This window comes from Pseudomonas sp. FSL R10-2964 (genome assembly GCF_009600035.1).
GTDB classification, from domain to species: domain Bacteria; phylum Pseudomonadota; class Gammaproteobacteria; order Pseudomonadales; family Pseudomonadaceae; genus Aquipseudomonas; species Aquipseudomonas bubulae.
The window spans coordinates 1-22,964 of record NZ_WIWH01000039.1 but is presented as its reverse complement, the minus strand read 5'-3'; the positions used below and the strand labels follow the sequence as shown (position 1 = coordinate 22,964).

Sequence of the window (22,964 nt, the reverse complement as noted above, 5' to 3'; positions counted from 1 at the left end):
CGGGCGTGGTGGGCATTGTTGTTCATTTAAACGATTTCTGCCTTTGTGGGAGCGGGCTTGCTCGCGATGGTCGTCAACGATGACGCGTATTAGCTGAGTAAATGCGGCGCCATCAAGAACATCGCGAGCAAGCCCGCTCCCACACTTGAGCAGCATTGCGGGCGTGCTGGGCATTGCTGCGTTAGCTCTGATTACTTACCGGGCAGCAATGCGATCATCCGGTCAAAGGCCGCCAACGGGTACCTGTCATTACGTGGTTGCGCAACGGGCATTTTTGCAGGAAAGCCCACGTGCACACTGCCGGGCAGCACGTGCTCGATCGCGGCGTACCAGGTCAGTAACGCCTGCTGCAGCCGTACATGCAGCTCGAAATTGCTTCTGCGCCGAGTGGAGTCTGCACGGGCTCGCTGCCGTGCCAGTTGCGGGTCTATGCGCCCGACAATGTAAGCGTCTGCAAAGCCGATACGCCCCTGTGCGACAGTGTCACGGGTGGCGTCCAGTTCTGTTAGCCAGTCGTTTGTGCTGGCCTCACCGATCTGCCAGAGGCACCACAGGTAATGAAGCTTGAGCGGGTCGCTGTCGCACACCGCCCATTGAGCCCTGGCTTCCATGGCCAGCGCGGCCTGCCATCGATCGACGTTACGCTCGGCCCAGAAAACTGCGGCTGCGACGGGATCACTGGCACGCTCCGGCACACCGTCAAGACGGCCGTGCTCAGCAATCACATGCGGCCCTCCATGCCGGGTGCACCACGTGGTTTTACCGCTGGCGCTGATGCCTTCAACCACCAAAATCATCGATATGGCTACTCCGGCCACAATAGGGGCTCAGGCAGGAAACTGTTGATCAGACCCGGGATAACCCGGAGCTCAGGTTGGACTCAATAACTGAAAAGCCTGTTCCGCGCCTGCTCCACTGGCTACACGCAAGTACATACAGGGGCCCCGGCTGGCTTGAGCCGCATGAGACTTGCCGACGGATGCCTGAAAAATTTACACACTTTTACTCAAGTCCTTATATCACCCGCTAATGGCTATTTGCTATTGTTTTGGATCCAATCATGGAGGCGTAAAAACATGGACAGGGCCAAGGTATCCAAACGCGGCTGGGCGTGGGCGTACCGGAAACTACGCGACTTGCACTGTTCACGGCTATCGTCGTTTTACAGAGCAACCCTGTATGCGGTTCGCGGTGATAGCGGCACTTTTCGCTGCGACCTGACCAGGCAGAAAATCCGCCTGCATCGATAATAAGCGCCGCTCCCATACGTTGAAGAGGATCATCCTGTTTGAGCTAACCTGGCTTGAACTGCCCTGCTGTCTTCCTGTCTTTGCCCTGCTTGCCGGCGTTGCATTCAATGCTGGAGCGCCCGGGCATGTCCATACGTACTGACGCCTTCAGAGCGACCGAAAGCTTAAAGCTCGTAAATCTGCATGACGAAAATCTTGCTTTGGTTAGGAATGTGCAACATTTTTTGTCAGAATGAATTATGCATAATAATTCTCATTCACAGGTCTGCCCCTCCATGCAATTCGCCTCTGCTTCCCATATGCCCATCCGTATTCTGGCTATTGAGGATGATCCGGTGCTTGCCGCCGACCTGGATAGCCATCTGGGCCAGCGGGGCTTTTCGGTCACGTTGCGTCACGACGCAGACGAAATTCTGCATCTGGTGCGCTCCGAGGGTTTCGATTTGATCCTGATGGACATCATGTTACCCGGCAGCAGTGGCCTGGAGGTGCTCGCCCAAGTGCGCCAGTGCCAGCGTGTCCCGGTCATCCTGATGTCGGCGCTGGGTGCCGAGCAGGACCGGATAACCGGTTTCAGCCAGGGCGCGGACGATTACTTGCCCAAGCCATTCAGCATGCAGGAGATGGATGTACGCATCGATGCCATTCTGAGGCGCGTGGCCTACGAGCACGAGGCCCAGGTAAAAGTGCGCAGCGATTCGCAACTGGAACTTGATCAGCAGGCCATGGATGTTTGCCGCAACGGCCGCTGGGCCGATCTGACCAACACCGAATTCCGGGTACTGGAAATCCTCATGCAGCATCCCGGCGAGGTGTTGAGCAAAGCCTTTCTGTACCAACAGGTCATGCATCGGGCGCACTCACAACATGACCGCAGCCTGGACATGCATGTCAGTCGGGTTCGTCGCAAATTGCAGGCCATCGGTTACAGCGCCGGGCGCGTCGAGACCATACGCGGCATGGGGTATGTGCTGGCGCCGTTGCAGTCATGAGGCTGCCGAACCGGCACTCGCTGCTGTGGCAACTGGTCGGCGTGCTCGCGCTTTTGTGCATGCTGGTGATCAGTTTGCAGGCCGACCTGAGCAAGCGTCTCAAGGATGCCACCGCCCTCCTCTCCGAACCGGCCAAGCAGAGCCATATCGCTTATGCACAACAGGCCGAAACGGCGTGGCGGGAACGCGGCACGCAAGGCGTTGACGAGTTCCTGCACAGCTTGCGCAAACAGGAACGGGTGTGGGCCGCCGTCGTCGATGAGCACCAGCAATCATTGTCTTCGCAGCCTCTGGATGAACATGAGCGTCGTAAGCTCGACTTTGTCCGTCCGCTTCACTGGACCGTAGGACGGCCAAACGGCTGGCCAACGTTCTATGTGCCTTTCAGCGACGACAAAGCGCGTCTGGTCATGGAGCTGCCGCATCGTTTCAACCCGCGTGAGCACTTGCGGGTGTGGGAGGTGCTGCTGCAATGGGTACTGCCGGCGGGCTTGGCGCTGCTGCTCGGCTTCCTGCTCTACCGTGTGTTGATCGCCCCCGTGGTGACCCTGCGCCGCCAGGCGGCAGCATTGAGCTCGGGCAACCTGTCGGCCCGCGCAGGGCCGCAGGTGGCTCGGCGGCGCGACGAGCTGGGCGACCTGGGGCGAACCTTCGATCACATGGCCGAGCGCCTGGAAAACACCCTGGCGCTGCAGCGTCGGCTGATGCGTGACTTGTCCCATGAGTTGCGTACGCCGTTGAGCCGACTGCGCGTGACCGGTGAACGTGAACCGGACATGGATGCCATGCGCCAGCGCCTCGAACGTGAGGTACAGAGCATGGACCGATTGATCGGCGATACGCTGGAGCTGGTGTGGCTGGATACCGAGCGCCCCGCCCTGACGCTGGAGCCGGTGGAGCTGGACCAGCTATGGGAGGTGTTAAGTGGCGACGCCAGCTTCGAGAGCGGTTGGCCGATCGAGCGTCTGCGCTGTGATTTGCCCCCTGACTGTCGCGTCATGGGTAACCTGAACAGCCTGGCGCAGGCGCTGGAAAACATCTTGCGCAACGCCATCCGCCATTCACCGCAACACGGGGCAGTCACATTCACCGGTGTCAGCAAGGGCGCCTATTGGTACGTGTGGATCGAAGACCAGGGACCAGGCGTCGCCCCCGACAAACTCGAACAGATTTTTCAGCCCTTCACCCGACTCAACGCCGCACGCCCCGGCGGCAGTGGCTTCGGCCTCGGTTTGTCGATTGCCCGCAGCGTCGTGCAATTGCAGGGCGGCGAAATCTGGGCAGAAAACACTGACAGTGGATTGCGCATAAATCTGAAATTGCAAATGTATAAAATGTAAATAAGATTTACTCACGTTTGCGAATCACTTCTATTAGCGCCGCCCATGGAGATTCAGGCTTAACCGAGCCCCCTGCTGACAGGATGCTCAGACACTCCATTGGGCTCATCCACTAACAGGAGTGTTGTCGATGTACCCGCGATTCAAGCTCAATCATCTAGTCCTCGCCTTGATGGCCTGCTCGCCCGGCGCTGCGCTGGCCGAAACCGAACTGCTGGCGGCGCCGGCGTCAGACAATGTCTTGCAACTCGATGATACCCATGTTGTGGCCACTGCCGCGCAAGAGCTCAAGCAAGCCCCCGGGGCATCGATCATCACGGCCGAAGACATCAAGAAACGCCCGCCCGTCAATGACCTGTCCGATATCATCCGCAAGATGCCGGGGGTCAACCTGAGCGGCAACAGCGCCAGCGGTACACGCGGCAATAACCGCCAGATCGACCTGCGCGGCATGGGCCCGGAGAACACCCTGATCCTGATCGACGGCAAGCCCGTGACCTCACGCAACGCCGTGCGTTACACCCGTTCCGGCGAGCGCGATACCCGTGGCGACAGCAACTGGGTGCCGGCTGACGAAGTCGAGAGCATCGAGGTGCTGCGAGGCCCGGCGGCCGCACGCTACGGCTCCGGCTCGATGGGGGGGGTGGTGAACATCATCACCAAGCGCCCGACACAGGAACTCAGCGGTTCGCTCTCGGCGTACACCAACCTGCCCGAGGACGATGCCGAAGGCATGACCAAACGCACCACGTTCAGCCTCTCCGGCGCGCTGACCGAAGCGCTGGCATTTCGTGTCTACGGCAACCTGAACAAGACTGACGCCGACGACTCCGATATCAACCTCGCGCACACCGACACCGCCTCCGGTTCTGCATTGGCTGCCGGCCGCGAAGGGGTCCGCAATAAAGACATCAACGCGTTGTTGAGCTGGGCGCTGGACGATCAGCAGACCCTCGATTTCGAGACCGGTTTTAGCCGGCAAGGCAATATTTACACCGGGGATGTCGGCACCGGGGGAACAGACTCGCAGACGCCCGGCAGCACGATCAACCAATGGCTGGGGCGTGAAACCAACACCATGTACCGGCAGAATTTTTCCGTTACCCATCGGGGTGACTGGGCGTTCGGGACATCACGGGTGTTGGCGCAATACGAGAAAACCCGCAACAACCGATTGCAAGAAGGCCAGACCGGTGCGGTCGATGGTGACATCAGCGCCAACGCAGACAAGAGTACCAGTACCTATGACAGCTACTTGCTCCAGGGCGAACTGAACATTCCCCTGCAAGTGCTGCTGCCACAAACCTTGACCCTCGGCGCGGAATGGAATCGCCAGGAACTGGACGACCCGAGCACCTTCGACCGGGCCGTCGGCACCACATTGCCCAACTCGGCGCTGGGTGCACGCTCGTCCTATATGGACGCGACGATCATGGCCTTGTTCATGGAAGACAATATCGAGTTGAGCCCCAAATGGTTCCTGACGCCCGGGCTGCGCCTGGACCATCATGATCAATTCGGCGCCAACTGGAGCCCGAGCCTGAACAGTTCCTACATGTTGACCGACGACATCACGTTGAAGGGCGGTATTGCCCGCGCCTTCAAGGCGCCGAATTTGTACCAGTTGAACCCCAACTACCTGTATCGCAGTAACGGCAACGGGTGTGCACCCACACTGCTCAGCACGGGTTGCTATGTGTTGGGCAATAAAAACCTCGAGCCCGAGATCAGCATTAACAAAGAGCTGGGCATCAGCTTTGCCCGGGATGGATGGACCGCCGGGATCACCTACTTCCGTAATGATTACGACAACAAAATCGTGGCTTCGAACGATTTGGTCGACAAGACCCTGGCCAACGAGGCCATCCTGCAATGGGATAACGCCAAGGATGCCGTGGTCAAGGGATGGGAAGGAAACGTCGGCATTCCATTGCTCGGTGAGAATGGCAATACGCTGAGCTGGAACACCAACTTCACCTATATGCAGTCCAACAAGGACGGCGACGGCAACCCGTTGTCGGTGGTGCCCAAGTACACGGTAAACACCATGCTCGACTGGCAGGCTACGCAGGCACTTACCCTGAGCCTGACCGGGACCTATTACGGCAAGCAAGAGCCGCGGGTATTCAACCCGACACGTGATGTTGCCGTCATCGCCACAAACGAGCTGCAAACCCTTGACCCTTACCATATCTGGGGTATTGGCGGGACCTACCAGGTAAACAAGAACCTGTCGCTCGGTGCCGGCATCAACAACCTGTTCGACAAGCGCGTGTACCGCGAGGGCTCGGGCACCACAGCCGGGGCCAGCACTTACAACGAGCCGGGGCGCGCGTTCTACGCGTCGATCAGCACCTCGTTCTGATCCCGGCGCTCACAGGCGCACTTGATCACCCACCCAACGCTCAGCCGCTGACCAGGCTGGGCGTTGGCGTACAGCTTGATAAAAATACTCCGGTATCGTGCCGGGAACTGATGAGCATGCCAGATGAAAACACCCCCCCATTACGGCCCGACAGTGTCGCGTATCCTTGCGGCGCTGTGCGGCGGCTACCTGTTCACTTACGCCTTCACTGCGGCACTTGCGCGCTTGCTGCCGATGAATAAAGTCGATGCGCTGGTGACGGCCAGCCTGGTGTCATTTGCGGTCTACAGCCTGGCGATTCTTTGGGCATTTGCCTGCCGCAGTGCCCGCCGCGCATGGGCCGGGCTAAGCCTGGCTGTGCCCTTGGCGGCGATCGGTTTCTGGCCGCAGTGGATGGAGATACCGGGATGAAAAGCAAAACCATCACCCAGTCCCTTGCCTGGCTGCACACGTGGGGCGGGCTGATTTTCGGCTGGATCCTGTTTGCAATCTTCCTCACCGGCACCCTCGCAGTGTTTGATAAGGAAATTGATAGCTGGATGCGGCCGGAAATCCCGGCCCACACGCTCACGCCAAGCGAAGCCGCACAACGCGCACTCGACTATCTGCACGCGCAACAACCGAACGCCAGCACCTGGAACATCGGCCTGCCCACCGAGCGATCATCAGGGCTGACCGTCTCCAGCGGTGAACAACGGCGTGGCGGTGGCGTGAACCTGGACCCGGAAAGCGGCGCCCCGCTTGACGTCCGCAAGACAGCGGGTGGCGGGTTCTTTTTTCGCTTCCATTTCACCCTCGACCTGCCGCGCAATATCGGCATCTGGGTGGTTGGCCTGGCCGCCATGGGCATGCTCGTCGCACTTGTCAGCGGCATCGTCATTCACAAAAAATTCTTCAAGGATTTTTTCACCTTCCGCCCGGCCAAGGGCCAACGTTCCTGGCTGGATGCGCATAACGCCACCGGTGTGCTGGTACTGCCTTTCCATCTGATGATTACCTACACCGGCCTGGTGATTTTTTACCTGACCTACATGCCCGCGGCGATGGACGCACTGTTCGATGGCGATCGTGTCGCGGCCAGTGGAGCGCTACGCGGGGCGCCTGCTGAACAGCGTGCAGAACACAATCACGCACCCGGCAAGCAAGACATCGCCACTGCGGGTGCACGCCGTGAGGGACAGAGGCCAGGGCGTGGCGAGCCTCTTCACCCCGTCTCTCAGCCTGCACCGCTGACCGCCATAGGACCTTTACTGGCCGAAGCCGAGCGAAGCATGGGGCCGGTTTCCGGACTGTCGATTAAAAATCCCGGTCGCAGTGATACTCGCATTGAAGCGCGCCCCTTGCTGGGTAATCGTATCGAGCTGACCAAGGGCGCCAGCATGGTGTTCGACGGCGTTACGGGCAAAGTCTTGCGGCAACCGCAGCAGAGCCGACCGAGCCTGCTGACCCAGAAAGTTATGTCCGGCTTGCACTTCGCCCAGTTCGGCGGTTATCCCATGCGCTGGTTGTACTTTGTCTGCGGCCTGGCCAGTTGCGCCATGCTGGCCACCGGTGTGGTGCTGTTTACCGTCAAACGGCGCCGTCGTCACGATAGCGAAGGGGTGATCGGTGCGATGCTGTATCACGCTGCCGAACGCATCAACGTAGCGGTCGTGGCCGGGCTGGTGCTGGCATCTATCGCACTGCTGTGGGCCAACCGGTTGCTGCCGTTGCAATGGGCCGGGCGTGATCAATGGGAAGTGCGGGTTTTCTTTCTGGTGTGGCTCGCCAGCCTGGGCCATGCCATCGTCAGGCCCAGACTCGCTGCCTGGCGCGAACAGTTGGGCCTCGCGGCCTTGATGTGTTTGAACTTGCCCCTGCTGAATCTGATTGTTGTCAATCGAGGGGACGGGCTCTACCTGGAACTCACCCTCGCAGTGATAGGCGCATTGCTGGCCTGGGCAGCCTGGCAGGCAGGACAACCGGCCAGACAAGCAGTACCGCGTAAATCCTCTAACACCCTGGAGCAGCATTGAGATGAACCTTGCCTTGATCGCGGGTATGTTGCTGGCCTGTGGCGGCATGTTGGGTTTGTGCCTGGGGCTGGAGCGGTATTACAAACAGCTCAGGCAACCCACGCCCGCCCCTGTCGTCCTGCGAACATTACGCTGCACCGGCTGGATTGCCCTGTTGGCCAGCTTGGCCTGTTGTATTCAAGCCTGGGATGGGCCCATGGGTGCCGTGGCCTGGCTCGGCAACCTCTCCCTCGCGGCACTCACGGTAGCGTTCCTGCTGCCTTACGCGTCGCGGCTGCGCAGAGTGCCTGAGCCAGAGAGGGCTGAGGTCAGGCAAACAACCTGAGAGACGCTTGGGCGGGGGTTGCCTTCAAGGCCGGGACGACTCAGATTACGCAACAGGATGTAACTTCTGACTTTCCAAGGTGGAATAGATGTTGAACAAAGCCCTGAAACGCAACGCCCTCCTCGCCCTCCTCTCTGCCGTTTTGCCCTCTGTGGTCATGGCTGCCACCCCTGAAATGCCCAAGGGTATGACGGTCAAAGAGCTCATGCCCAGCAAGCCGTTCCCAACGACGTACCCCGGGTTTGAAGGCCAGAAAAGCAAGTTTCCGGCGCAACTTGAAGGTAGCGGCGAGTTCGAGGTGACGCGTGTGACCAGCGTTTGCGCTGACCCGGACAACCCGATCAACTTCGCGATGGAGGCCGAGAGTTTTATCCGAATGGGTAACAAGCCGGTGGCCGATGTACTGGAAAAACGCAACATTGATTGGGAAATGTGTGACGCCTCGGTGGTAGGCCAGAAACTCAAGGTGGTTCGCTTGCAGCTGTTGGGCATGGGCTGCGGCTTTCCCTTTGTGGGCCAGCAAAAAATCCCTGTCGACCAGATCAGCCAGCATGCCTGCTTTTACGTGCCCGTGGTTGAGTTCAACGGCAAGGAGCAATTGATGGCCAGCGATGCGCTGAAAGGTTTCGAGGGGTTTGCGGTAGAGCGTTTGAGTGCTTACCTGAACCCGTAAATGCCTGTACGCCACAGGCTTGATGCCTCGCTACCCCTTACCTGCGCCGAGTGCCTAGCGTCCTGAAAAGGGGACAGCCTCAACGCGCTGGCCTCTGCCTGCGCGTTGCCCCATCAGCATCAGCCCCCCGCCCAACAGCAGCAAACCGGCGGCGAGGAAGATGTAAATCCCGTACACACCGGTGAACCTTGAACAAACCGAGGAATAAGGCGCGAACATTTGGTCGAGGCTGCGCCATATCGGCCTACGGTGCTCTAGCCGGTGCTATCCCTTGGTCAGATCAACCAATGGCGTTTGCCGTACCTCAGTTTCCCGCCCACCCTGAATGTCGCTCACTCGCTTCAAAGCCTTATCAACAGCCACCTTATCCGCCAATAAGCTATAGCTAATGTGGAACTGCTTGTGTTCCTTCGGCCCAATTGTTGGTACCAAATTCAGTGGCCGCTGATAACGGCGGTTGTAGGAAAAACTTGTCCCCGGTTCCAAGCCGGTAACATAGCCCTGGCCTTGGGTATCGGTGTTTTTCCACAGGGAAAACACCGGCAGTGTCTGAGTATTGAAGCCGACTGAAACGCCCAGGCTGCCGGCCTTGTTATGCAACACGGTCAACGTATCGCCCTTGGCATCGCCATACGGCACCACGTTGTAAACCGTTTCGTCGTAGTCCTTGGTCGGTGCACGGTAGGTTTGCCAGTCGGGCAGATCGTCCTTGGCCTTGTCGTTGAACGGCGACACCTGTTTCACCGGTGCGGCGAAACGAGCGCCCTGCTCCAGGAACGGGGTGCTGAAGTTACTGTGATAGAGCGCCTGGTATTCCTTTGGATAGTCGCCGTTGTTGGTTAGGGTGTCGTTGAGGGAGAACACTACGCTGCCGGGCTCGGTGACCAATTCGGTAGCGACGGAAAAATCGACCTTTTTGAACGCCTGCTCTTTCAGTTCGCCGCGCAGGGTGATGGCATACGGCGGTTTTTCATCGATATGCAGGGTGACTTTACTTGCAGGAATGTTCGCGGCCCGACCATGCAGGGTCAGCAGTTCGCCGTTGTCGACTCCTGGGTGGCCGACCCATTCGTATCCACAGCGGGTGACCAGCTCATTGAAACCTTCCAGCCAGCCCAGACCACCACGACCATTAAGCTCGATAAAGGACGGGTTGACCACTTCCTTGACCGGCGAATCCCAGCCCATGCGCAGATTACCTACCGAGGCCTGCAAGACGTTCATTCCGCGAGTAGGCACTACCGAGAGTTTCATCGTACCGTTATCGATGTCCACAATGCTGACGCCCTCCTGCCGGCCACCGTGCAAGGTGCGCAAGGTGATGCTGAAGGGTTTATCGGTTTTTACGCCGAGTTGCTGGCTGGTGATCTGCCAGTTCCGGGCGCCAAGGTCGGTGTCGAGCAGAACGTAATCCCAGGCCATGGCGTGGGAGGCTGCGGTCAGTGTAGTGAGGGCAACAAAGAGTTTGAGCGGGGTCATGGCAACAGCCTTTCTTGGAATTGTGCCTTTTTATAGACTTGATGAAACGTTTCATCAAGCTTTAAAACCGACCCAAAGCCGCAAAATACCCAGAAAAATCGGGGGAACATCGAATGTTTTTTCGATGTCATCACGAGCACACTTGCTCCCAAATCAGATCGAATATGAGCGCTCGCAGGTGAGGCACTTATCGCAGTAACTCCTGCAAGATGAACTTCACCCACTGCGGATCGGAAGCGCCCCTGATGCGCAGCCTGGCTGTTCCTGGCTCAATACCGGTCTCGGAAACCGATTCTATTGACGGAACATGGTTAGCGATAAAACAGCATAAACAATCACACACACTATTCCACCCAGCCAAGCTAAAGAACAGTACTCCCCTCCCCACCTGAAGTGCTACTGTCTTTATAAGTCGAGCACGGCGCACGACTTGTAAATCGAACTTCTCACAAGGACAAGCAAAGTGACAAAATATTACTTCCTATTCACGTATTCAATTTCTCCGACAGGAGATACTGACACTGCAGCCAAAGCAGCTGACAAAGTCAGAAAAGGGATTGCCAATATAGAAAATTCTGACTGGAACAAACTCTCCACTGTTGAAACCACGTTCTCCGGCCGGCTGACACTGACAGCTGAAACGGTCTGTGAAAAAAGAGAGGAAGCAAGAGGCCTTGTCTGTCGTGAAGTGAAAGCCGTAGTCGACGCTCATAAAGCGTGCTGCGAGATACGTGCCGACATCTCTTTACTCGTCGACGGCCTCGGCCCGCGCATGGATATCGTCATTTAATTACACGCCAGTCCTCAACCGGGTGCAATTGAAAAGTAACTTGCAGCACTTCCCCTGCCCCTTCCCACCCAAGTCGGGCGAATTCAATATATATTGCCAGCACTTACCGGGACATACGTTTTTCGAAGGAAGAAAACACTGTAACTCAAACATGACAACCTGAACACCACCTGACAGTTACACCTAAATATCCAAACTATAATTAATAAACATCGCTCCAACTTTCTTCACTCAAGATCGAGCCAGTAGTTTTGCATCTGAATACGATCTTCGGAGACGTAGTTACTTGTGTAAGTGATTTAAAAAACGGGTTTTGTCTGCAAGACTGAAGTAGCACGCAGCGGCTTGCTTACTCCTGATGCAGGCCCAACCCGTTTCAATCAGCGAACCAGGCCTGCGACGAAATCAAGAAGCGCGCGAGTCTTTGCGGGAACATGATGTCGCGACGGGTAGTATGCATAGAGCGGAAAACGCTGCTCCGACCAATCGGGAAACAGCTGAACAAGCTGCCTGGAAGAGGTATATTCTTCAATTCCCAACTCGAACAACTGCGCAATACCGAGCCCGGCCAAGCATGTGCTATAGACCGTACCCGGATCGTTGACGGTCAACATGCCCTGCGGCTTGACTGTGAACTTCTTGCGGCGCTGATGAAACTCCCAGGCAAACGGACGGCCGGTGACTGGCTCCCTGAACAGGATGCAGCGATGGTCCGAAGTCTCGAGTTCCATAGGGTCCTTGGGATGACCGAAACGCTCAAGATAAGCTGGCGATGCCATGGCCAAAACTCGCGTATCGAGGAGTTTTCTCGCCACTAACGACGACGGCTGAGGATGGCCGAAGCGGATCGCAATGTCGAAACCATCCGCGATCAAATCACCCAGGTCTTCCTTGCTGCGCAGCTCCATTTCGAGCTCAGGGTGGCTATCCATGAACGCGCCCAATCGGGGACCGAGGATCAGTCTCGCAAATAGCGGGTCCACGTTGACGCGCAGCCGGCCACGAACCTTTTGCGCATCACTGGCGGCGCTGCCTGTCGCCTCGGCAAGCGCATCGATCAGAGGCATCACCTCTTCGTAGAAACTGCGCCCTTCGTCGGTCAGCCTCACTGATCGCGTCGTGCGTTCGAACACCCGGATGCCCAATCTTGTCTCCAGGCGGGCTATTGCCCTGCTCACGCCAGATTGAGACATATCCAGTACCTCAGCAGCCCCGCCAAAGCTGCGCGCATCAACGACAGCCGCCATAACGTCGACGCCTTCCAGCAACCGGGAACTTAATGCCCTCATTGATGACTCCCGCGCATGAATATTATGCGTTCCATGCTATCGCATTCTAAGGCCCGAAATCCCAACATTGCTCCAACGCTGAGTCGGCTACCCCATGCCGACCCTACACCCCATTGAGGCCACCCCCGACGTGGCATTCACCGGAGCAATGACAATGACGCGCATCCTCGTTACCGGATCCTCCGACGGCCTGGGTCAAATGGCGGCACGCCTGCTCGTGGCCAACGGTCATCAGGTCGTGCTGCATGCCCGAAATCACGCCCGGGCGGCCCATGCCATCGCTCAAGTTCCCGGCGCGCAGACGGCACTCGTCGGGGACCTTTCCAGCATCGCAGAAACCAAGGCGCTTGCTGCCAGCATCAATGAACTGGGCCCCTTCGATGCCATCATTCACAATGCCGCTGTCGGCTTCCAGGAGCGCGAGCGCATCGCCACAGTGGATGGCCTGCCCCATGTCTTTGCCGTGAACTCTCTGGCGCCCTACATTCTGACCGCCATGGTCAAGCGACCCAAGCGCCTGGTTTACATGAGCTCCAGGCTTCACTTGAAGGGTAATCCCTCTCTCAGCGACCTGACCTGGGAATCGCGACGCTGGTCCGGGATGCAGGCCTACTCGGACTCCAAGCTTCACGCGGTCCTGCTTGCTTTTGCCGCCGCGCGTCACTGGCCAGATGTGCTGTCCAACTGCGTCGAACCAGGTTGGGTTGCCACGAAGATGGGCGGCCCTGAGGCTACGGATGACCTTGACCTCGCGCCCCGCACCCAGGCGTGGCTCGCTGCAGGCACTGCAGCGCGCGTAACCGGCGACTACTTCTATCACCAGCGGTCGGCACAGGTTCACAGCGCTGCGTTTGACCCCGCGCTTCAAGAGCGATACCTGGCCGCTTGTGCGCAACTCTCAGGCATTGAGTTTCCCCCACGATAAGTTCGCATGGCCCATCAGTCGGCATGCCGGTCACCACAGTACACCGGGTGCACGCACGGCTTGGCCTTGAAAAACCTTACCTTTGCGACCTTTATTTTGAATTTCACAGAGATACGCCCATGCAATCGAAAGTCATAAGGCATCAGGCCGATACTACGTCGGCAAGTGCCCACGCGCCCGTAACGCCACACCCTCATGGGGTAACTGTATCCAGGGCACAGGCGGTAGCGGCTGTTCTTGCCCTGAGCCTCGGTTGCTTCTCCTTTGTCAGCACCGAGCTCATGCCCGTAGGGGTGCTGCCAGCGATGGCCGCTGGCCTGAATGTCTCGCTCGGCGCCGCAGGTTATCTGGTTACAATTTTTGCATTTATGGTCGCTCTGACCGCAGCGCCTCTGACTGGCCTGCTTGGATCGCTCAACCGCAAGACACTGATGGCCGGTCTGCTGGCGGTCTGCTGTATCGGCAATCTGATCACCTTCCTGGCGCCAAACTACTTCGTCGTTTTCCTTGGACGCATTCTGGTCGCAGGTGCAATCGGCGTGTTCTGGTCGACAGCGGTGGTCACCGCAGTGCACATGGTCTCTGCACGAAACGCAGTACGAGCTACATCGATTGTCTTTGGCGGTGTCTCGCTGGCGACGGTGCTGGGGATTCCGGCTGGCACAATGCTCGGTGAAATGTATGGATGGCGCTCCGTGTTTGCTGCGCTCTCGATACTCAGCCTGGTCGTCTTCACGCTGATCGCATGGTCAGTTCCGGCGGTACGCATCTCGAAGGCTGCCAAGCGAGGGGCGATGTCAGCCGTGCTCAAAAGTGGCCCCTTGCTTGTGGTTTTCGGGATCACCGCCCTTGTCGTCACCGGCAACTTTCTGGCTTACACCTACGTGTCTCCGTACCTTGAGCAGATTGCCGGCCAGAGCCCTGCACAGGTCAGCATGCTTCTGTTGGTCTATGGCGCGGCAGGTGTAATTACCAACTTCGCCGTGGGCCCGTTCGCGTCCAGGGCACCAAGAACCAGCCTGGGTCTGGTGACAGCACTCCTTGCCGCAAGCTTGTCATGCATGAACGCGGCAGCGGTCAGTCATGCTGCCATTTTCGCTGTGCTTGCTGCGTGGGGCGCTGCATATGGCGCACTTCCGGTGCTGCTGCAGACCCTGGTGTTCAAGGAGGCCTCCAGGATTCCAGGCGGAGCCGACGCAGCCACCTCCATCAATGTATCTGTATTCAATGCAGCCATCGGCCTGGGCTCGCTGCTGGGCGGACTGCTGATCAATCTTGCCGGACCGCAACCCATTGCGTACCTGTCCGCCTGCTTCGCCATTGCAGGCTTGGCGGTGATCCTGGTGAGTCGCCAATCTTCATAGTCGCGCAACCTCTGACAACCACCGAGTCCTGTCAGCCCCTCCCCCTTACACGTTGAAATGGAACAAAGCATATGAGCAGAATCACAGTCATGGGCCTCGGCGCCATGGGGTCGCGCATGGCCTCACAATTGCTTGCTGCAGGTCACACAGTCACTGTCTGGAATCGAACCCCCGATGCAGCAGAAGCGCTTGTCAAGCAAGGGGCCTTCCACGCGCGCACGCCAAGAGAAGCCAGCGCAGGTGCGGAGTTCGTCATTGCAATGTTGCGTGACAATGATGCGTCTCGCCATGTCTGGCTGGATCGCGAGATCGGCGCCCTCTCTGGTATGGCAGCGGGAGCAATCGCCATCGAGAGTTCGACACTCACTTCGGGCTGGATCCAGGAGCTCGGCACCCACATGCAGCATGCCCGGGTGGCGCTGCTGGAAGCGCCGGTATCGGGATCCCGTGCTCAGGCCGATGCGAGGCAGCTGGCCTATCTGGCAGGCGGAGAGGAAGAAGTCCTGGAGCGCTGCCTGCCTCTGCTACGCGTCATGGGCTCTTCAGTCCATCACGTCGGCGGCCTGGGTCATGGCGCTTTGGCGAAACTTGCCACCAACGCCATGCTGGGAATACAGGTGACGGGCCTGGCAGAGGTCATCGGGTTATTGGAGCGAAACGGAGCCGATGCATCGCGAGTGCTGGCAGCCATGGCAGGCACCTCCGTCTGGCCACCGGTTGCGGCCTATCTTTCAGGGAGCATGATGACGGAGAACTTCGCCCCGCAGTTCCCCGTGGCGTTGATTGAAAAGGACATCGGCTACACGCTCGAGGAAGCAGGATCAGCAGAGAACGCCCCCACAATTGCCGCAGCACATAACGTTTTCCAGCGCGCAGCAGCGCGCGGAATGGGCGACCGGAACATGACAAGCGTAGTGCGATTGTTCACCGAAAAGCGTGATTGATCCCGCGAACCGACTGGGTCCTTGTGGCATGCAAACCGAGATGCCCCTCCCCCGCACTTTGCGTGCAATGAAGCATGACTGACAGTGGCTGCGGGTTTGTATCCCGCAACCAGCCTGGTGCCTGGCGCGCTCGGTTCCTGCGCATATTCTGATACTGCAACTGGAGACAACAATGAAGCTCTTTCGCTATGTTAAGCATGATGGCGTGTATCCGGGCATGGTCGATTCATCGGGACAGCTGCGGGACATATCAGCCCATGTGGATGACGTCTCGCGCGCGTGCTTGTCCGATACGGAACTTGCCCGGCTTTGTGAGCTTGACGAACACCGGCTTCCGCTTATTTCGACCCCGGTTCGCTACCTGCCACCGATAAGCGATATCAGCAAGTTCATCGCAATTGGTTTGAACTACCTGGACCACGCCGAAGAGGCCGGTCTTGCGATCCCGTCCGAACCGTTGGTGTTCTTCAAACCGGTCAGTTGCATCAGCGGGGCCGATGACCCCATCGTACAACCTCCCCACTCAAGGCAATTGGACTGGGAAGTTGAGCTGGGGGTCGTCATCGGAAAGCGCGCCCGTTACGTTCCGGTTGCCCAGGCACTTGAACATGTGGCGGGCTACTGCGTGGCCAATGATGTTTCCGATCGTGGATTCCAGTTTCAGAGTTCGCAATGGGACAAAGGCAAGAGCTCCGACTCCTTTGGGCCGCTGGGTCCCTGGCTCGTGACCCGTGATGAGGTCCCGGATCCGCAGAGCCTGCCAATGTGGCTGGAAGTCAACGGCCAACGGCGACAGGAAGGAAACACCCAGACCATGATCTTCAGCGTTGCAGAGATCATTTCCTACTGCAGTCACTACATGACCCTCGATGTTGGGGATGTGATCATCACCGGCACCCCGCCTGGCGTGTCGATGGGAATGAAGCCACATCCGAAATGGCTGGAACCGGGGGATGAAGTGGTGCTGTCGATCTGCGGCCTTGGTGTGCAACGACACGTTGTGATGCGATACGAGGCAGAGCAGGCGTAAATCTTGCCTGCTCCGAACCTGAGGCTGCATAACGCAGCCTGACACGCAGCTAAGCCAAGTGCCAAACCCTGTCTACACTGATGCTCATACCACGTGAGCTCGCAGGGAGCGCAAAGCATGGGAGCAATCGCCAGCTGGACTTTTTTGTTGGTTGTGGTTGTAGTTGTGGGTGTGCTTAGCTTTTTTATGTTGCGAGCGGGTGTTCAAAACGACCGGCGTATCAGAGAAGAACTCTACCTAACCTTCGAAAGCACAATGCAACAACACGGGGTCCGGACTTACGAAATCCTGAAAGAGAGCATTTGGATTAGAAACGGCATGCGCCTATCAGAGCTGCACCGAATTGTATTGGCCGACACCGGGCACTACTTTCTTTATTTCCAGGCAACCGGTACGCCGCCCTATTTTGCCCCCTTGACAGAGAAGCGCGCGATGCAAGCTTCAGCAGGCAAGATCGGGATTCAGGCATGACCGCATAAAAGCCATGCCTTTGCCATTGGCGGGCAATGCATGCATCCACGACTTCTCGCCCAGCTGAAACAGAGCAAGCGACGACATATTGCCGACCTTCCCGCTTGAAATAGTGGCACGAGGCCTGAATCTCTAGGCGATAAATCCGCAGCCGTTACACCCGTCCACACGCGATTGTCGTCGATCATCAAAAGACGACAGATTGACTGAGTGTCACACGGGTATCCGTTACTGATCCGGCAGGCGGGGACGATCAGAAGGCTATCGAACGGTTGTAATTTGATGTCGCCACTATTTTCCCGCGCTTCAACACCATAAGACGAGCCGGCAAGTCGAGGATAACCCCGGCGACCGACTGGGTATCCACCAGCACCAGGTCTGCATTTTTGCCGGCTTCCAGCCCATAGTTATCCAGCCCCAGGGCTTTTGCGGGATTAGTTGTGAGCATTCCCAATACTGTGGCCTGATCATCGGCCCCACCCAGGTGGCATGCAGGCATTGCCAATTGCGCAATATTCAGCAGATCGCCTGTCCCATACGGGGTAAAAGCGTTGCGTATATTGTTCGTGGCCAAACAGACATTTACACCACCGTCTCGCAACGCACGAACGGGCGTGAGTGAGCGGCGGACGTTATGGCTGTCGCCTCGAGCACCGAGATGCAAGTCGGTGGCTGGCAGGCACATTACGCTGATTCCAGCATCACGGATCAGGCTGATAATACCCACTCGCTGTTCCGGTGCTACGGCTCCAAGGCTCGTAAGATGACCTACGCAGACGCGGCCTTCATACCCTTCCTTGATGGTCTTGCGCGCGAGGTATTCAATGGTCATGTTCTCTGCCGTATCGGCAAAATCCTGATGGAAATCTATATCTTTTCCAAACTGTTTAGCCAGGCTGAAAACATAATCAATATGTTCGAAGGGTGAACGATCGTTATAGGGAATACCGCCGACGACATCGGCACCTTTTTCCATCGCCGCAACCATCATGTGCTTCATTCCCGGTAGTTTGAAAATGCCTTCCTGTGGGAAGGCAACTACCTGAATGTCGATCATGTCGCGAAACTTCTTGCGTAGCTCCAGGACAACATCAAACCCTGTGAAACCTTGTGAGGGGTCAAATTCGGCATGTGCGCGTACATGGGTAGTACCGGCCTGCACAAGTGAGCGTAATACCTGCGTTGAACGCTCGAGAATATCCTCCCGGGTCAACATCGGTTTAAGCTCAGCTGTAACGGCAATCGCCTCCTTGAGGGTTCCGGTGCGATTGACCTTACGGTGCATGACATTGGCTTTTTCCAGATGCAGATGCCCCTCGACAAAAGCCGGCATCAATACATTTCCATTTCCCTGGACTTCCTGCCGTGCCCGCACTGTAATTCCCGGGGAAATAATGGCAACTTTCCCATTGTGTACGGCGACGTCGGTTAAAGGCTTTCCATCGGCAATGCGTACATTGCGAAATATCAGATCCATAAACCTCACTCCTCAATTCAGACAACTTCCGTTTCTCGAGCATCGACCTCTGGAGGTCATCCTGCGCCTGCTTCATGACTGCCAGCACATTGCCCATGAGCACGCACGACAGAGCTGCAAAGGAACGCAACAGTGTCCAGAATCAGCAGGAAAAAATTAAAAGACGTATTAAATATTTGCGGTATGGATGGGAAGCACACACTAACCGTTAGAACAACCATTCCCCATTACGCGGTATTCGAGAATATGCCTATGCCCCTTGGAGTCTTCATACATCATACGCGCAGGCACCACTTCACAAACATTTGGCACTTCACCCATCGAAATGACTTTTGCGATATCAAGGTCTTGTGAATAACTGTACTGCTCTACCTGAATGTCGTTATCTGCTAGAGGCTGCCCAGCCAAAGCCACAGTGCACAAGCTACTGAACCCTGCCAACAATAAAATTTTCATGTTCAAACACCTGGGGGTATCGCGTGACGCAAATACCCTTCAATACTTACAGGGTCAATGTAGCGCTTCATGACTCGGCGTCGTATTACGACGCCGAGACACTCAACTGTCAGAAAGGCTTGGTGGGCAGGTATTTACCATCCAGGGTAATGACTGCGCGCGACCCACCCTCTGGATCTTCGACTTTTTTAATATCCAGTTTGAAGTTGATAGCACTGATAATGCCGTCACCGAACTTCTCATGGACCAACGCCTTAAGCGTGGTGCCGTAGACCTGCAGCATCTCGTAAAAGCGGTAGATAGTGGGGTCGGTCGGTATACCGTTGTCGATGCTGCCGCGCATCGGGATGGTTTGCAGCAGCGCCACGCCATCAACATCGAGGCCGAGCTTTTCACCCACTACTGTGGCCGCTGCTTTGGGCAAGGGATGCTGGCCGAGCAGCGCGGCAGTGACGAACGCCTCGCTGAGCCCTGTGCCATCGGTGATCTGGGCAAATGACAAGTCTTTCCGGGCTTTAGCCAGCAGGATGACTTCGGTCAGGGCCAGACGCGAACCTGGATTGATTTGGGACTGGATCATGGTGTTATCTCCTGGGGTAATAAACGAGTTCAAGCAGATTGCTTCTGTTGATAGGGAGCGGCACGTGCGCCCGGGTTGTCCACAAGGGGCGCAAACTTGCCGGTGCTACTGTCGAAAGCATCCATACGCCCGCTCTCGATGTCATAGACCCAGCCATGCAGTGCTACGCGTCCCTCTTCGAGGGCCAGGCGTACCGATGGATGCGTCCGGATATTGGCCAACTGGGCGATCACGTTTTCTCGAACCATCGCCTCAACACTGCTGTGTGGGTCCTTATGTTTGCGCGCTTCATTCACCACTCGAGCAGAGTCGGCGTAGCGTAACCAGCCTGCCACTGCGGGCATGTGATCCAGGCACTTGCAGGTGGCAATGGCAGTCATTGCGCCGCAATCAGAGTGCCCGCAGATAACGATGTCGGAGACTTGCAAGGCAGCAACGGCATACTCGACCGAGGCCGATACACCGCCAGGCTCAGGGCCGTAGGGCGGCACGATGTTGCCGGCGTTGCGAATGACAAACAGGTCGCCGGGCTCTCGCTGCGTAACCAGTTCCGGAACCAATCGGCTGTCAGAGCAGGAGATAAACAGCGCCCGTGGGCTTTGCTGATTAGCCAGATTCTTGAACAGGCCGGCGCGTTCCGGAAAAGCGTTAAGTTGAAACTTTAGAAAACCATCGATGATGTCTTTCATGGTGACTCCTCTTGGTCGCGATGCGTTGGAGCAGAGATTACGGAGCTCGTGACATAAGGTAAAAGTCTCATTTATGATGGCGCACATCAGATAATCTTATGGCTCTAAGCATGCTGGCACGTCACATCAAATACTTTCTCGCTGTGGCGCAACACCACAGCTTCACGAAAGCAGCTGCTGCGCTGCATGTTTCGCAGCCCGCGCTGTCACAGCAAGTCAGGCAACTTGAGGAAAGTCTTTCTGCCCAGTTATTTGACCGATCGGGACGTACGACGCGGCTGACTGACGCCGGCGAAGTGTATTTACGCTATGCACGCCGGGCTTCGCAGGAACTGGAGGAAGGAAAACGTGCAATCCATGACGTGGGCGATTTGAGTCGCGGGGCACTCAGGGTTGCATTGACACCGACGTTCACCACATATCTGGTCGGACCACTGGTCGAAGCTTTCCACAGCCGATATCCGAATATCACCTTGAACCTGCGTGAGATCGCTCAAGAACAGATGGAGGAGCTTCTGCTGGCCGATGAGCTGGACGTGGGTATCGCTTTCGAGGACGGGCACTCTCAGGACATAGAGACCCAGCCGCTTCTGATAGAAGCCCTCGCGCTGGTGGTTGGGGAAAGACACCCGTTGGCTGGACAGAGTGCTATTGACCTGGACGCTCTGAGTGCCGAATCACTGATCCTGCTCAGCGAAGAGTTTGCCACTCGCGAGCAGATCGACCGCTACTGTCGCCAGCACAACATTACCCCGCGGGTGAAAATGGAGGCCAATGTTATCGGTGCAGTCATCGAAGTGGTGCGCAGGACCACACTGTCGACCCTGTTACCGGCCACCGTCGCGCTTGCACATCAGGGGCTGTTTGCCATTGAACTAAGCCCTCAGCGACTGCACCGTACCGCCGTATTGATGCAGCGCAAAGGGGCCTACCAGACTTCAGCCGCACGTGCCTTTATCGAACTGGCCACAGACATTGCGGCCCAACTCGAGAAGAGATAAGGGCATCTGAAAGGTGCCCGGAGTTGATACGCCCGCGCAGCACGTTCACGACTTTAAGTCGGGTCAGCTCCGAGGCGTGGTCAAAAAATCTTCAATGGACTGCAGCAGATGACCGCGACGGTCTTGCTGATCATCATTTCCTCAAGACAAAAAAACCGCGAAATGCGGGTTCAGGGATTACGAGCAAAAGACTAGGGCCAGAGCCGATTGCTTTCGTGCTGCTTGCTCTCTCAACCGCGCAAGTCAACCAGGCGGTTGAGCTGCATATTGTCTTCTACACTCTTTTTCGCCAGCTTTTGGACAAGCCTATGAAGGCCAAATATAAAAGGGAGTAAGGATGATGGTTCGAAAAATTTTGGCCGTTGCGGCATTGGTACTGTTAGCCGGTTGCGCCACCAACAGGGCAGAAGTGGATGTTTTACGGCCGGGTGATACTCAGACACCGGCCCCCAGCAATGGCAAAAAGGTTTATATCAGCGCCGTTGATGATCGAGTTTTTCAAATCAAACCTTCCAGCTCCGACATACCTTCACTGAAGTACGACGAGATCGACGATAAGTCGATTACCGAGCGGGCCATCGCGCGTAAGCGCAATAACTTCAATATGGCGATCGGCGACGTGCTGCTGCCTGAAGGGCGCACAGTTTCAGAGCTGGTGGGTAATGCCGTAGCCACTGCCTACCGGCAGGCCGGATACGAGGTGGTAAGTAGCCCCGATGCCCGTGATGTCAGTGAAGTAAAAGTGAACATCATCGAATTCTGGTCATGGTATTCGGCTGAGGGGGTACTCGATAAGGTGCTACGCAACAAGTCGCTGTTGCAGATAAAAGCCCCTGGTACACCTGTACAGACCGTAAAAACGCTGGTCAGTGAGAACGTGAAAGTGGCCACAGATACTGACTGGAAAACCATCACCGAATCCGGACTCGAAGCCATCACCCAGGAAACCCTGAAGCAGCTCTAAGGGGCTCCTGCAGAACACAGTGCAGTGGCCGTCTACTTCAAGTACCAGCCCCCTGGTTGGTCATCGATTGATTCGGTCACTCAATATTTGTGGTTAGCCGTGTTGCCACGAGTGGCGATACATGACCAAGAACCACCAGACAGACCACGCCGATGTGATCTGGTCGGATATGGTTCCGGCCCTGAATATCAGTGAAATCAATAGGGTCGGGACGGAGTGATTCGAACACTCGAACCCTAGCACCCCATTCAAGCTGGACTCACTCAGCGCCAGTTAATACGGGACTCCAGCAACAGGCGCTCGCTGCATAGGTATTCGTGCGCCTGGGCCGCACGAATACCCTTACCCGAGCACTTCAGCAACACACATTTATACCTGGGAGGCACTTGCAAGGCTGGGCTGCAAGGCATTACCCATCACTGGACCAGAGGGATGAGCAGCCTCTTCGTGTACGAACTCTGGTTCAGGCTGAATCGCCCCTAGTTTCGTAGACACCTCCAAGCCTTAAAATGAGGCCCATTAGGAGGTGCCATGAGCAACCAGCG

General features: G+C 57.0%; 23 protein-coding genes. 16 read left to right on the top strand and 7 right to left on the bottom strand.

From position 1 onward, the window contains the following. Positions 1-191 precede the first annotated feature (191 nt). Positions 192-797, bottom strand: a complete 606-nt coding sequence (locus tag GHN92_RS19485; protein ID WP_095023725.1) for a hypothetical protein — start codon at positions 795-797, stop codon at positions 192-194. Positions 798-1,525: 728 nt separating this feature from the next. Between GHN92_RS19485 and GHN92_RS19480 the strand changes: the two genes are divergently transcribed. From GHN92_RS19480 to GHN92_RS19450, 7 genes are all read left to right on the top strand, one after another. Next, the gene (locus tag GHN92_RS19480) at positions 1,526-2,242 is read left to right on the top strand and encodes a response regulator transcription factor (RefSeq protein ID WP_153380860.1); all 717 of its coding nucleotides are present in this window, start codon (positions 1,526-1,528) and stop codon (positions 2,240-2,242) included. After that, positions 2,239-3,582 carry a histidine kinase sensor domain-containing protein gene (locus GHN92_RS19475; RefSeq protein WP_153380858.1) on the top strand — a complete coding sequence of 448 codons (1,344 nt, stop codon included), beginning with the start codon at positions 2,239-2,241 and terminating at the stop codon, positions 3,580-3,582. Before GHN92_RS19480 ends, GHN92_RS19475 begins: the two co-directional genes overlap by 4 nt. Positions 3,583-3,712: 130 nt before the next feature. Then, entirely contained in the window at positions 3,713-5,947 is a 2,235-nt protein-coding gene (locus GHN92_RS19470; RefSeq protein WP_095025362.1) for a TonB-dependent siderophore receptor, read from the top strand. Between the two features lie 123 nt (positions 5,948-6,070). After that, entirely contained in the window at positions 6,071-6,358 is a 288-nt protein-coding gene (locus tag GHN92_RS19465) for a DUF3649 domain-containing protein (RefSeq protein WP_095002875.1), read from the top strand. Beyond that, positions 6,355-7,962 carry a PepSY domain-containing protein gene (locus GHN92_RS19460; RefSeq protein ID WP_153380856.1) on the top strand — a complete coding sequence of 536 codons (1,608 nt, stop codon included), beginning with the start codon at positions 6,355-6,357 and terminating at the stop codon, positions 7,960-7,962. Before GHN92_RS19465 ends, GHN92_RS19460 begins: the two co-directional genes overlap by 4 nt. A 1-nt stretch (position 7,963) precedes the next feature. After that, a complete protein-coding gene (locus GHN92_RS19455) occupies positions 7,964-8,287 on the top strand; it encodes a DUF3325 domain-containing protein (RefSeq protein ID WP_095002877.1) in 324 nt (107 codons plus the stop codon). An 88-nt stretch (positions 8,288-8,375) separates the two neighbouring features. Beyond that, the gene (locus tag GHN92_RS19450; protein WP_095039021.1) at positions 8,376-8,960 is read left to right on the top strand and encodes a hypothetical protein; all 585 of its coding nucleotides are present in this window, start codon (positions 8,376-8,378) and stop codon (positions 8,958-8,960) included. Between the two features lie 264 nt (positions 8,961-9,224). On the opposite strand, the gene GHN92_RS19445 is transcribed toward GHN92_RS19450, so the two are convergent. Further along, complete coding sequence (locus tag GHN92_RS19445) at positions 9,225-10,439, bottom strand: aldose 1-epimerase family protein (RefSeq protein ID WP_153380854.1); 1,215 nt, start codon at positions 10,437-10,439, stop codon at positions 9,225-9,227. Positions 10,440-10,902: 463 nt separating this feature from the next. On the opposite strand from GHN92_RS19445, the gene GHN92_RS19440 reads away from it, so the two are divergent. Next, positions 10,903-11,229, top strand: coding sequence for a hypothetical protein (locus GHN92_RS19440; protein WP_133145014.1), 327 nt, complete (start codon positions 10,903-10,905; stop codon positions 11,227-11,229). Between the two features lie 380 nt (positions 11,230-11,609). On the opposite strand, the gene GHN92_RS19435 is transcribed toward GHN92_RS19440, so the two are convergent. Then, positions 11,610-12,518, bottom strand: coding sequence for a LysR family transcriptional regulator (locus tag GHN92_RS19435; protein ID WP_153380852.1), 909 nt, complete (start codon positions 12,516-12,518; stop codon positions 11,610-11,612). A 154-nt stretch (positions 12,519-12,672) separates the two neighbouring features. Here GHN92_RS19435 and GHN92_RS19430 point away from each other — a divergent pair, with 154 nt between their 5' ends. The 5 genes from GHN92_RS19430 to GHN92_RS19410 all read left to right on the top strand — a co-directional run bounded on the left by GHN92_RS19430 (position 12,673) and on the right by GHN92_RS19410 (position 17,252). Next, the gene (locus tag GHN92_RS19430) at positions 12,673-13,443 is read left to right on the top strand and encodes an SDR family NAD(P)-dependent oxidoreductase (RefSeq protein WP_153380850.1); all 771 of its coding nucleotides are present in this window, start codon (positions 12,673-12,675) and stop codon (positions 13,441-13,443) included. Between the two features lie 119 nt (positions 13,444-13,562). Further along, complete coding sequence (locus tag GHN92_RS19425) at positions 13,563-14,807, top strand: MFS transporter (protein WP_095032061.1); 1,245 nt, start codon at positions 13,563-13,565, stop codon at positions 14,805-14,807. A gap of 71 nt (positions 14,808-14,878) precedes the next feature. Beyond that, positions 14,879-15,751, top strand: a complete 873-nt coding sequence (locus tag GHN92_RS19420) for an NAD(P)-dependent oxidoreductase (protein WP_153380848.1) — start codon at positions 14,879-14,881, stop codon at positions 15,749-15,751. 172 nt (positions 15,752-15,923) lie between these two features. Beyond that, the gene (locus GHN92_RS19415; protein WP_153380846.1) at positions 15,924-16,781 is read left to right on the top strand and encodes a fumarylacetoacetate hydrolase family protein; all 858 of its coding nucleotides are present in this window, start codon (positions 15,924-15,926) and stop codon (positions 16,779-16,781) included. Between the two features lie 117 nt (positions 16,782-16,898). Further along, positions 16,899-17,252, top strand: coding sequence for a hypothetical protein (locus tag GHN92_RS19410; protein WP_095002886.1), 354 nt, complete (start codon positions 16,899-16,901; stop codon positions 17,250-17,252). Positions 17,253-17,505: 253 nt separating this feature from the next. On the opposite strand, the gene GHN92_RS19405 is transcribed toward GHN92_RS19410, so the two are convergent. From GHN92_RS19405 to GHN92_RS19390, 4 genes are all read right to left on the bottom strand, one after another. Next, positions 17,506-18,729: an amidohydrolase family protein gene (locus tag GHN92_RS19405; protein ID WP_153380844.1), complete on the bottom strand. Its 1,224-nt coding sequence runs from the start codon at positions 18,727-18,729 to the stop codon at positions 17,506-17,508. 201 nt (positions 18,730-18,930) lie between these two features. Continuing rightward, positions 18,931-19,185, bottom strand: coding sequence for a DUF2790 domain-containing protein (locus GHN92_RS19400; protein ID WP_153380843.1), 255 nt, complete (start codon positions 19,183-19,185; stop codon positions 18,931-18,933). Positions 19,186-19,294: 109 nt separating this feature from the next. Further along, complete coding sequence (gene cynS / locus GHN92_RS19395) at positions 19,295-19,765, bottom strand: cyanase (RefSeq protein WP_095002889.1); 471 nt, start codon at positions 19,763-19,765, stop codon at positions 19,295-19,297. Positions 19,766-19,794: 29 nt separating this feature from the next. Then, on the bottom strand, positions 19,795-20,454 hold the full coding sequence (locus tag GHN92_RS19390) for a carbonic anhydrase (RefSeq protein ID WP_095002890.1): 660 nt from the start codon (positions 20,452-20,454) through the stop codon (positions 19,795-19,797). Between the two features lie 110 nt (positions 20,455-20,564). Between GHN92_RS19390 and cynR the strand changes: the two genes are divergently transcribed. Genes cynR through GHN92_RS19375 form a run of 3 tightly spaced genes read left to right on the top strand, consistent with a single transcriptional unit; the run spans position 20,565 to position 22,419 of the window. Continuing rightward, positions 20,565-21,455, top strand: coding sequence for a transcriptional regulator CynR (cynR, locus tag GHN92_RS19385; protein ID WP_095020744.1), 891 nt, complete (start codon positions 20,565-20,567; stop codon positions 21,453-21,455). A 23-nt stretch (positions 21,456-21,478) separates the two neighbouring features. Continuing rightward, positions 21,479-21,790, top strand: coding sequence for a hypothetical protein (locus GHN92_RS19380; RefSeq protein WP_153380841.1), 312 nt, complete (start codon positions 21,479-21,481; stop codon positions 21,788-21,790). 5 nt (positions 21,791-21,795) lie between these two features. Then, the gene (locus GHN92_RS19375) at positions 21,796-22,419 is read left to right on the top strand and encodes a flagellar biosynthesis protein (RefSeq protein ID WP_138738350.1); all 624 of its coding nucleotides are present in this window, start codon (positions 21,796-21,798) and stop codon (positions 22,417-22,419) included. The last annotated feature ends 545 nt before the right edge of the window (positions 22,420-22,964 follow it).

Excerpts from the sequence above, each read along its gene's own strand:
- GHN92_RS19485 (WP_095023725.1), bottom strand. The coding sequence starts at position 797 with ATGATTTTGGTGGTTGAAGGCATCAGCGCCAGCGGTAAAACCACGTGG.
- GHN92_RS19480 (WP_153380860.1), top strand. The coding sequence starts at position 1,526 with ATGCAATTCGCCTCTGCTTCCCATATGCCCATCCGTATTCTGGCTATT.
- GHN92_RS19475 (WP_153380858.1), top strand. The coding sequence starts at position 2,239 with ATGAGGCTGCCGAACCGGCACTCGCTGCTGTGGCAACTGGTCGGCGTG.
- GHN92_RS19470 (WP_095025362.1), top strand. The coding sequence starts at position 3,713 with ATGTACCCGCGATTCAAGCTCAATCATCTAGTCCTCGCCTTGATGGCC.
- GHN92_RS19465 (WP_095002875.1), top strand. The coding sequence starts at position 6,071 with ATGAAAACACCCCCCCATTACGGCCCGACAGTGTCGCGTATCCTTGCG.
- GHN92_RS19460 (WP_153380856.1), top strand. The coding sequence starts at position 6,355 with ATGAAAAGCAAAACCATCACCCAGTCCCTTGCCTGGCTGCACACGTGG.
- GHN92_RS19455 (WP_095002877.1), top strand. The coding sequence starts at position 7,964 with ATGAACCTTGCCTTGATCGCGGGTATGTTGCTGGCCTGTGGCGGCATG.
- GHN92_RS19450 (WP_095039021.1), top strand. The coding sequence starts at position 8,376 with ATGTTGAACAAAGCCCTGAAACGCAACGCCCTCCTCGCCCTCCTCTCT.
- GHN92_RS19445 (WP_153380854.1), bottom strand. The coding sequence starts at position 10,439 with ATGACCCCGCTCAAACTCTTTGTTGCCCTCACTACACTGACCGCAGCC.
- GHN92_RS19435 (WP_153380852.1), bottom strand. The coding sequence starts at position 12,518 with ATGAGGGCATTAAGTTCCCGGTTGCTGGAAGGCGTCGACGTTATGGCG.
- GHN92_RS19430 (WP_153380850.1), top strand. The coding sequence starts at position 12,673 with ATGACGCGCATCCTCGTTACCGGATCCTCCGACGGCCTGGGTCAAATG.
- GHN92_RS19425 (WP_095032061.1), top strand. The coding sequence starts at position 13,563 with ATGCAATCGAAAGTCATAAGGCATCAGGCCGATACTACGTCGGCAAGT.
- GHN92_RS19420 (WP_153380848.1), top strand. The coding sequence starts at position 14,879 with ATGAGCAGAATCACAGTCATGGGCCTCGGCGCCATGGGGTCGCGCATG.
- GHN92_RS19415 (WP_153380846.1), top strand. The coding sequence starts at position 15,924 with ATGAAGCTCTTTCGCTATGTTAAGCATGATGGCGTGTATCCGGGCATG.
- GHN92_RS19410 (WP_095002886.1), top strand. The coding sequence starts at position 16,899 with ATGGGAGCAATCGCCAGCTGGACTTTTTTGTTGGTTGTGGTTGTAGTT.
- GHN92_RS19405 (WP_153380844.1), bottom strand. The coding sequence starts at position 18,729 with ATGGATCTGATATTTCGCAATGTACGCATTGCCGATGGAAAGCCTTTA.
- GHN92_RS19400 (WP_153380843.1), bottom strand. The coding sequence starts at position 19,185 with ATGAAAATTTTATTGTTGGCAGGGTTCAGTAGCTTGTGCACTGTGGCT.
- cynS (WP_095002889.1), bottom strand. The coding sequence starts at position 19,765 with ATGATCCAGTCCCAAATCAATCCAGGTTCGCGTCTGGCCCTGACCGAA.
- GHN92_RS19390 (WP_095002890.1), bottom strand. The coding sequence starts at position 20,454 with ATGAAAGACATCATCGATGGTTTTCTAAAGTTTCAACTTAACGCTTTT.
- cynR (WP_095020744.1), top strand. The coding sequence starts at position 20,565 with ATGCTGGCACGTCACATCAAATACTTTCTCGCTGTGGCGCAACACCAC.
- GHN92_RS19375 (WP_138738350.1), top strand. The coding sequence starts at position 21,796 with ATGGTTCGAAAAATTTTGGCCGTTGCGGCATTGGTACTGTTAGCCGGT.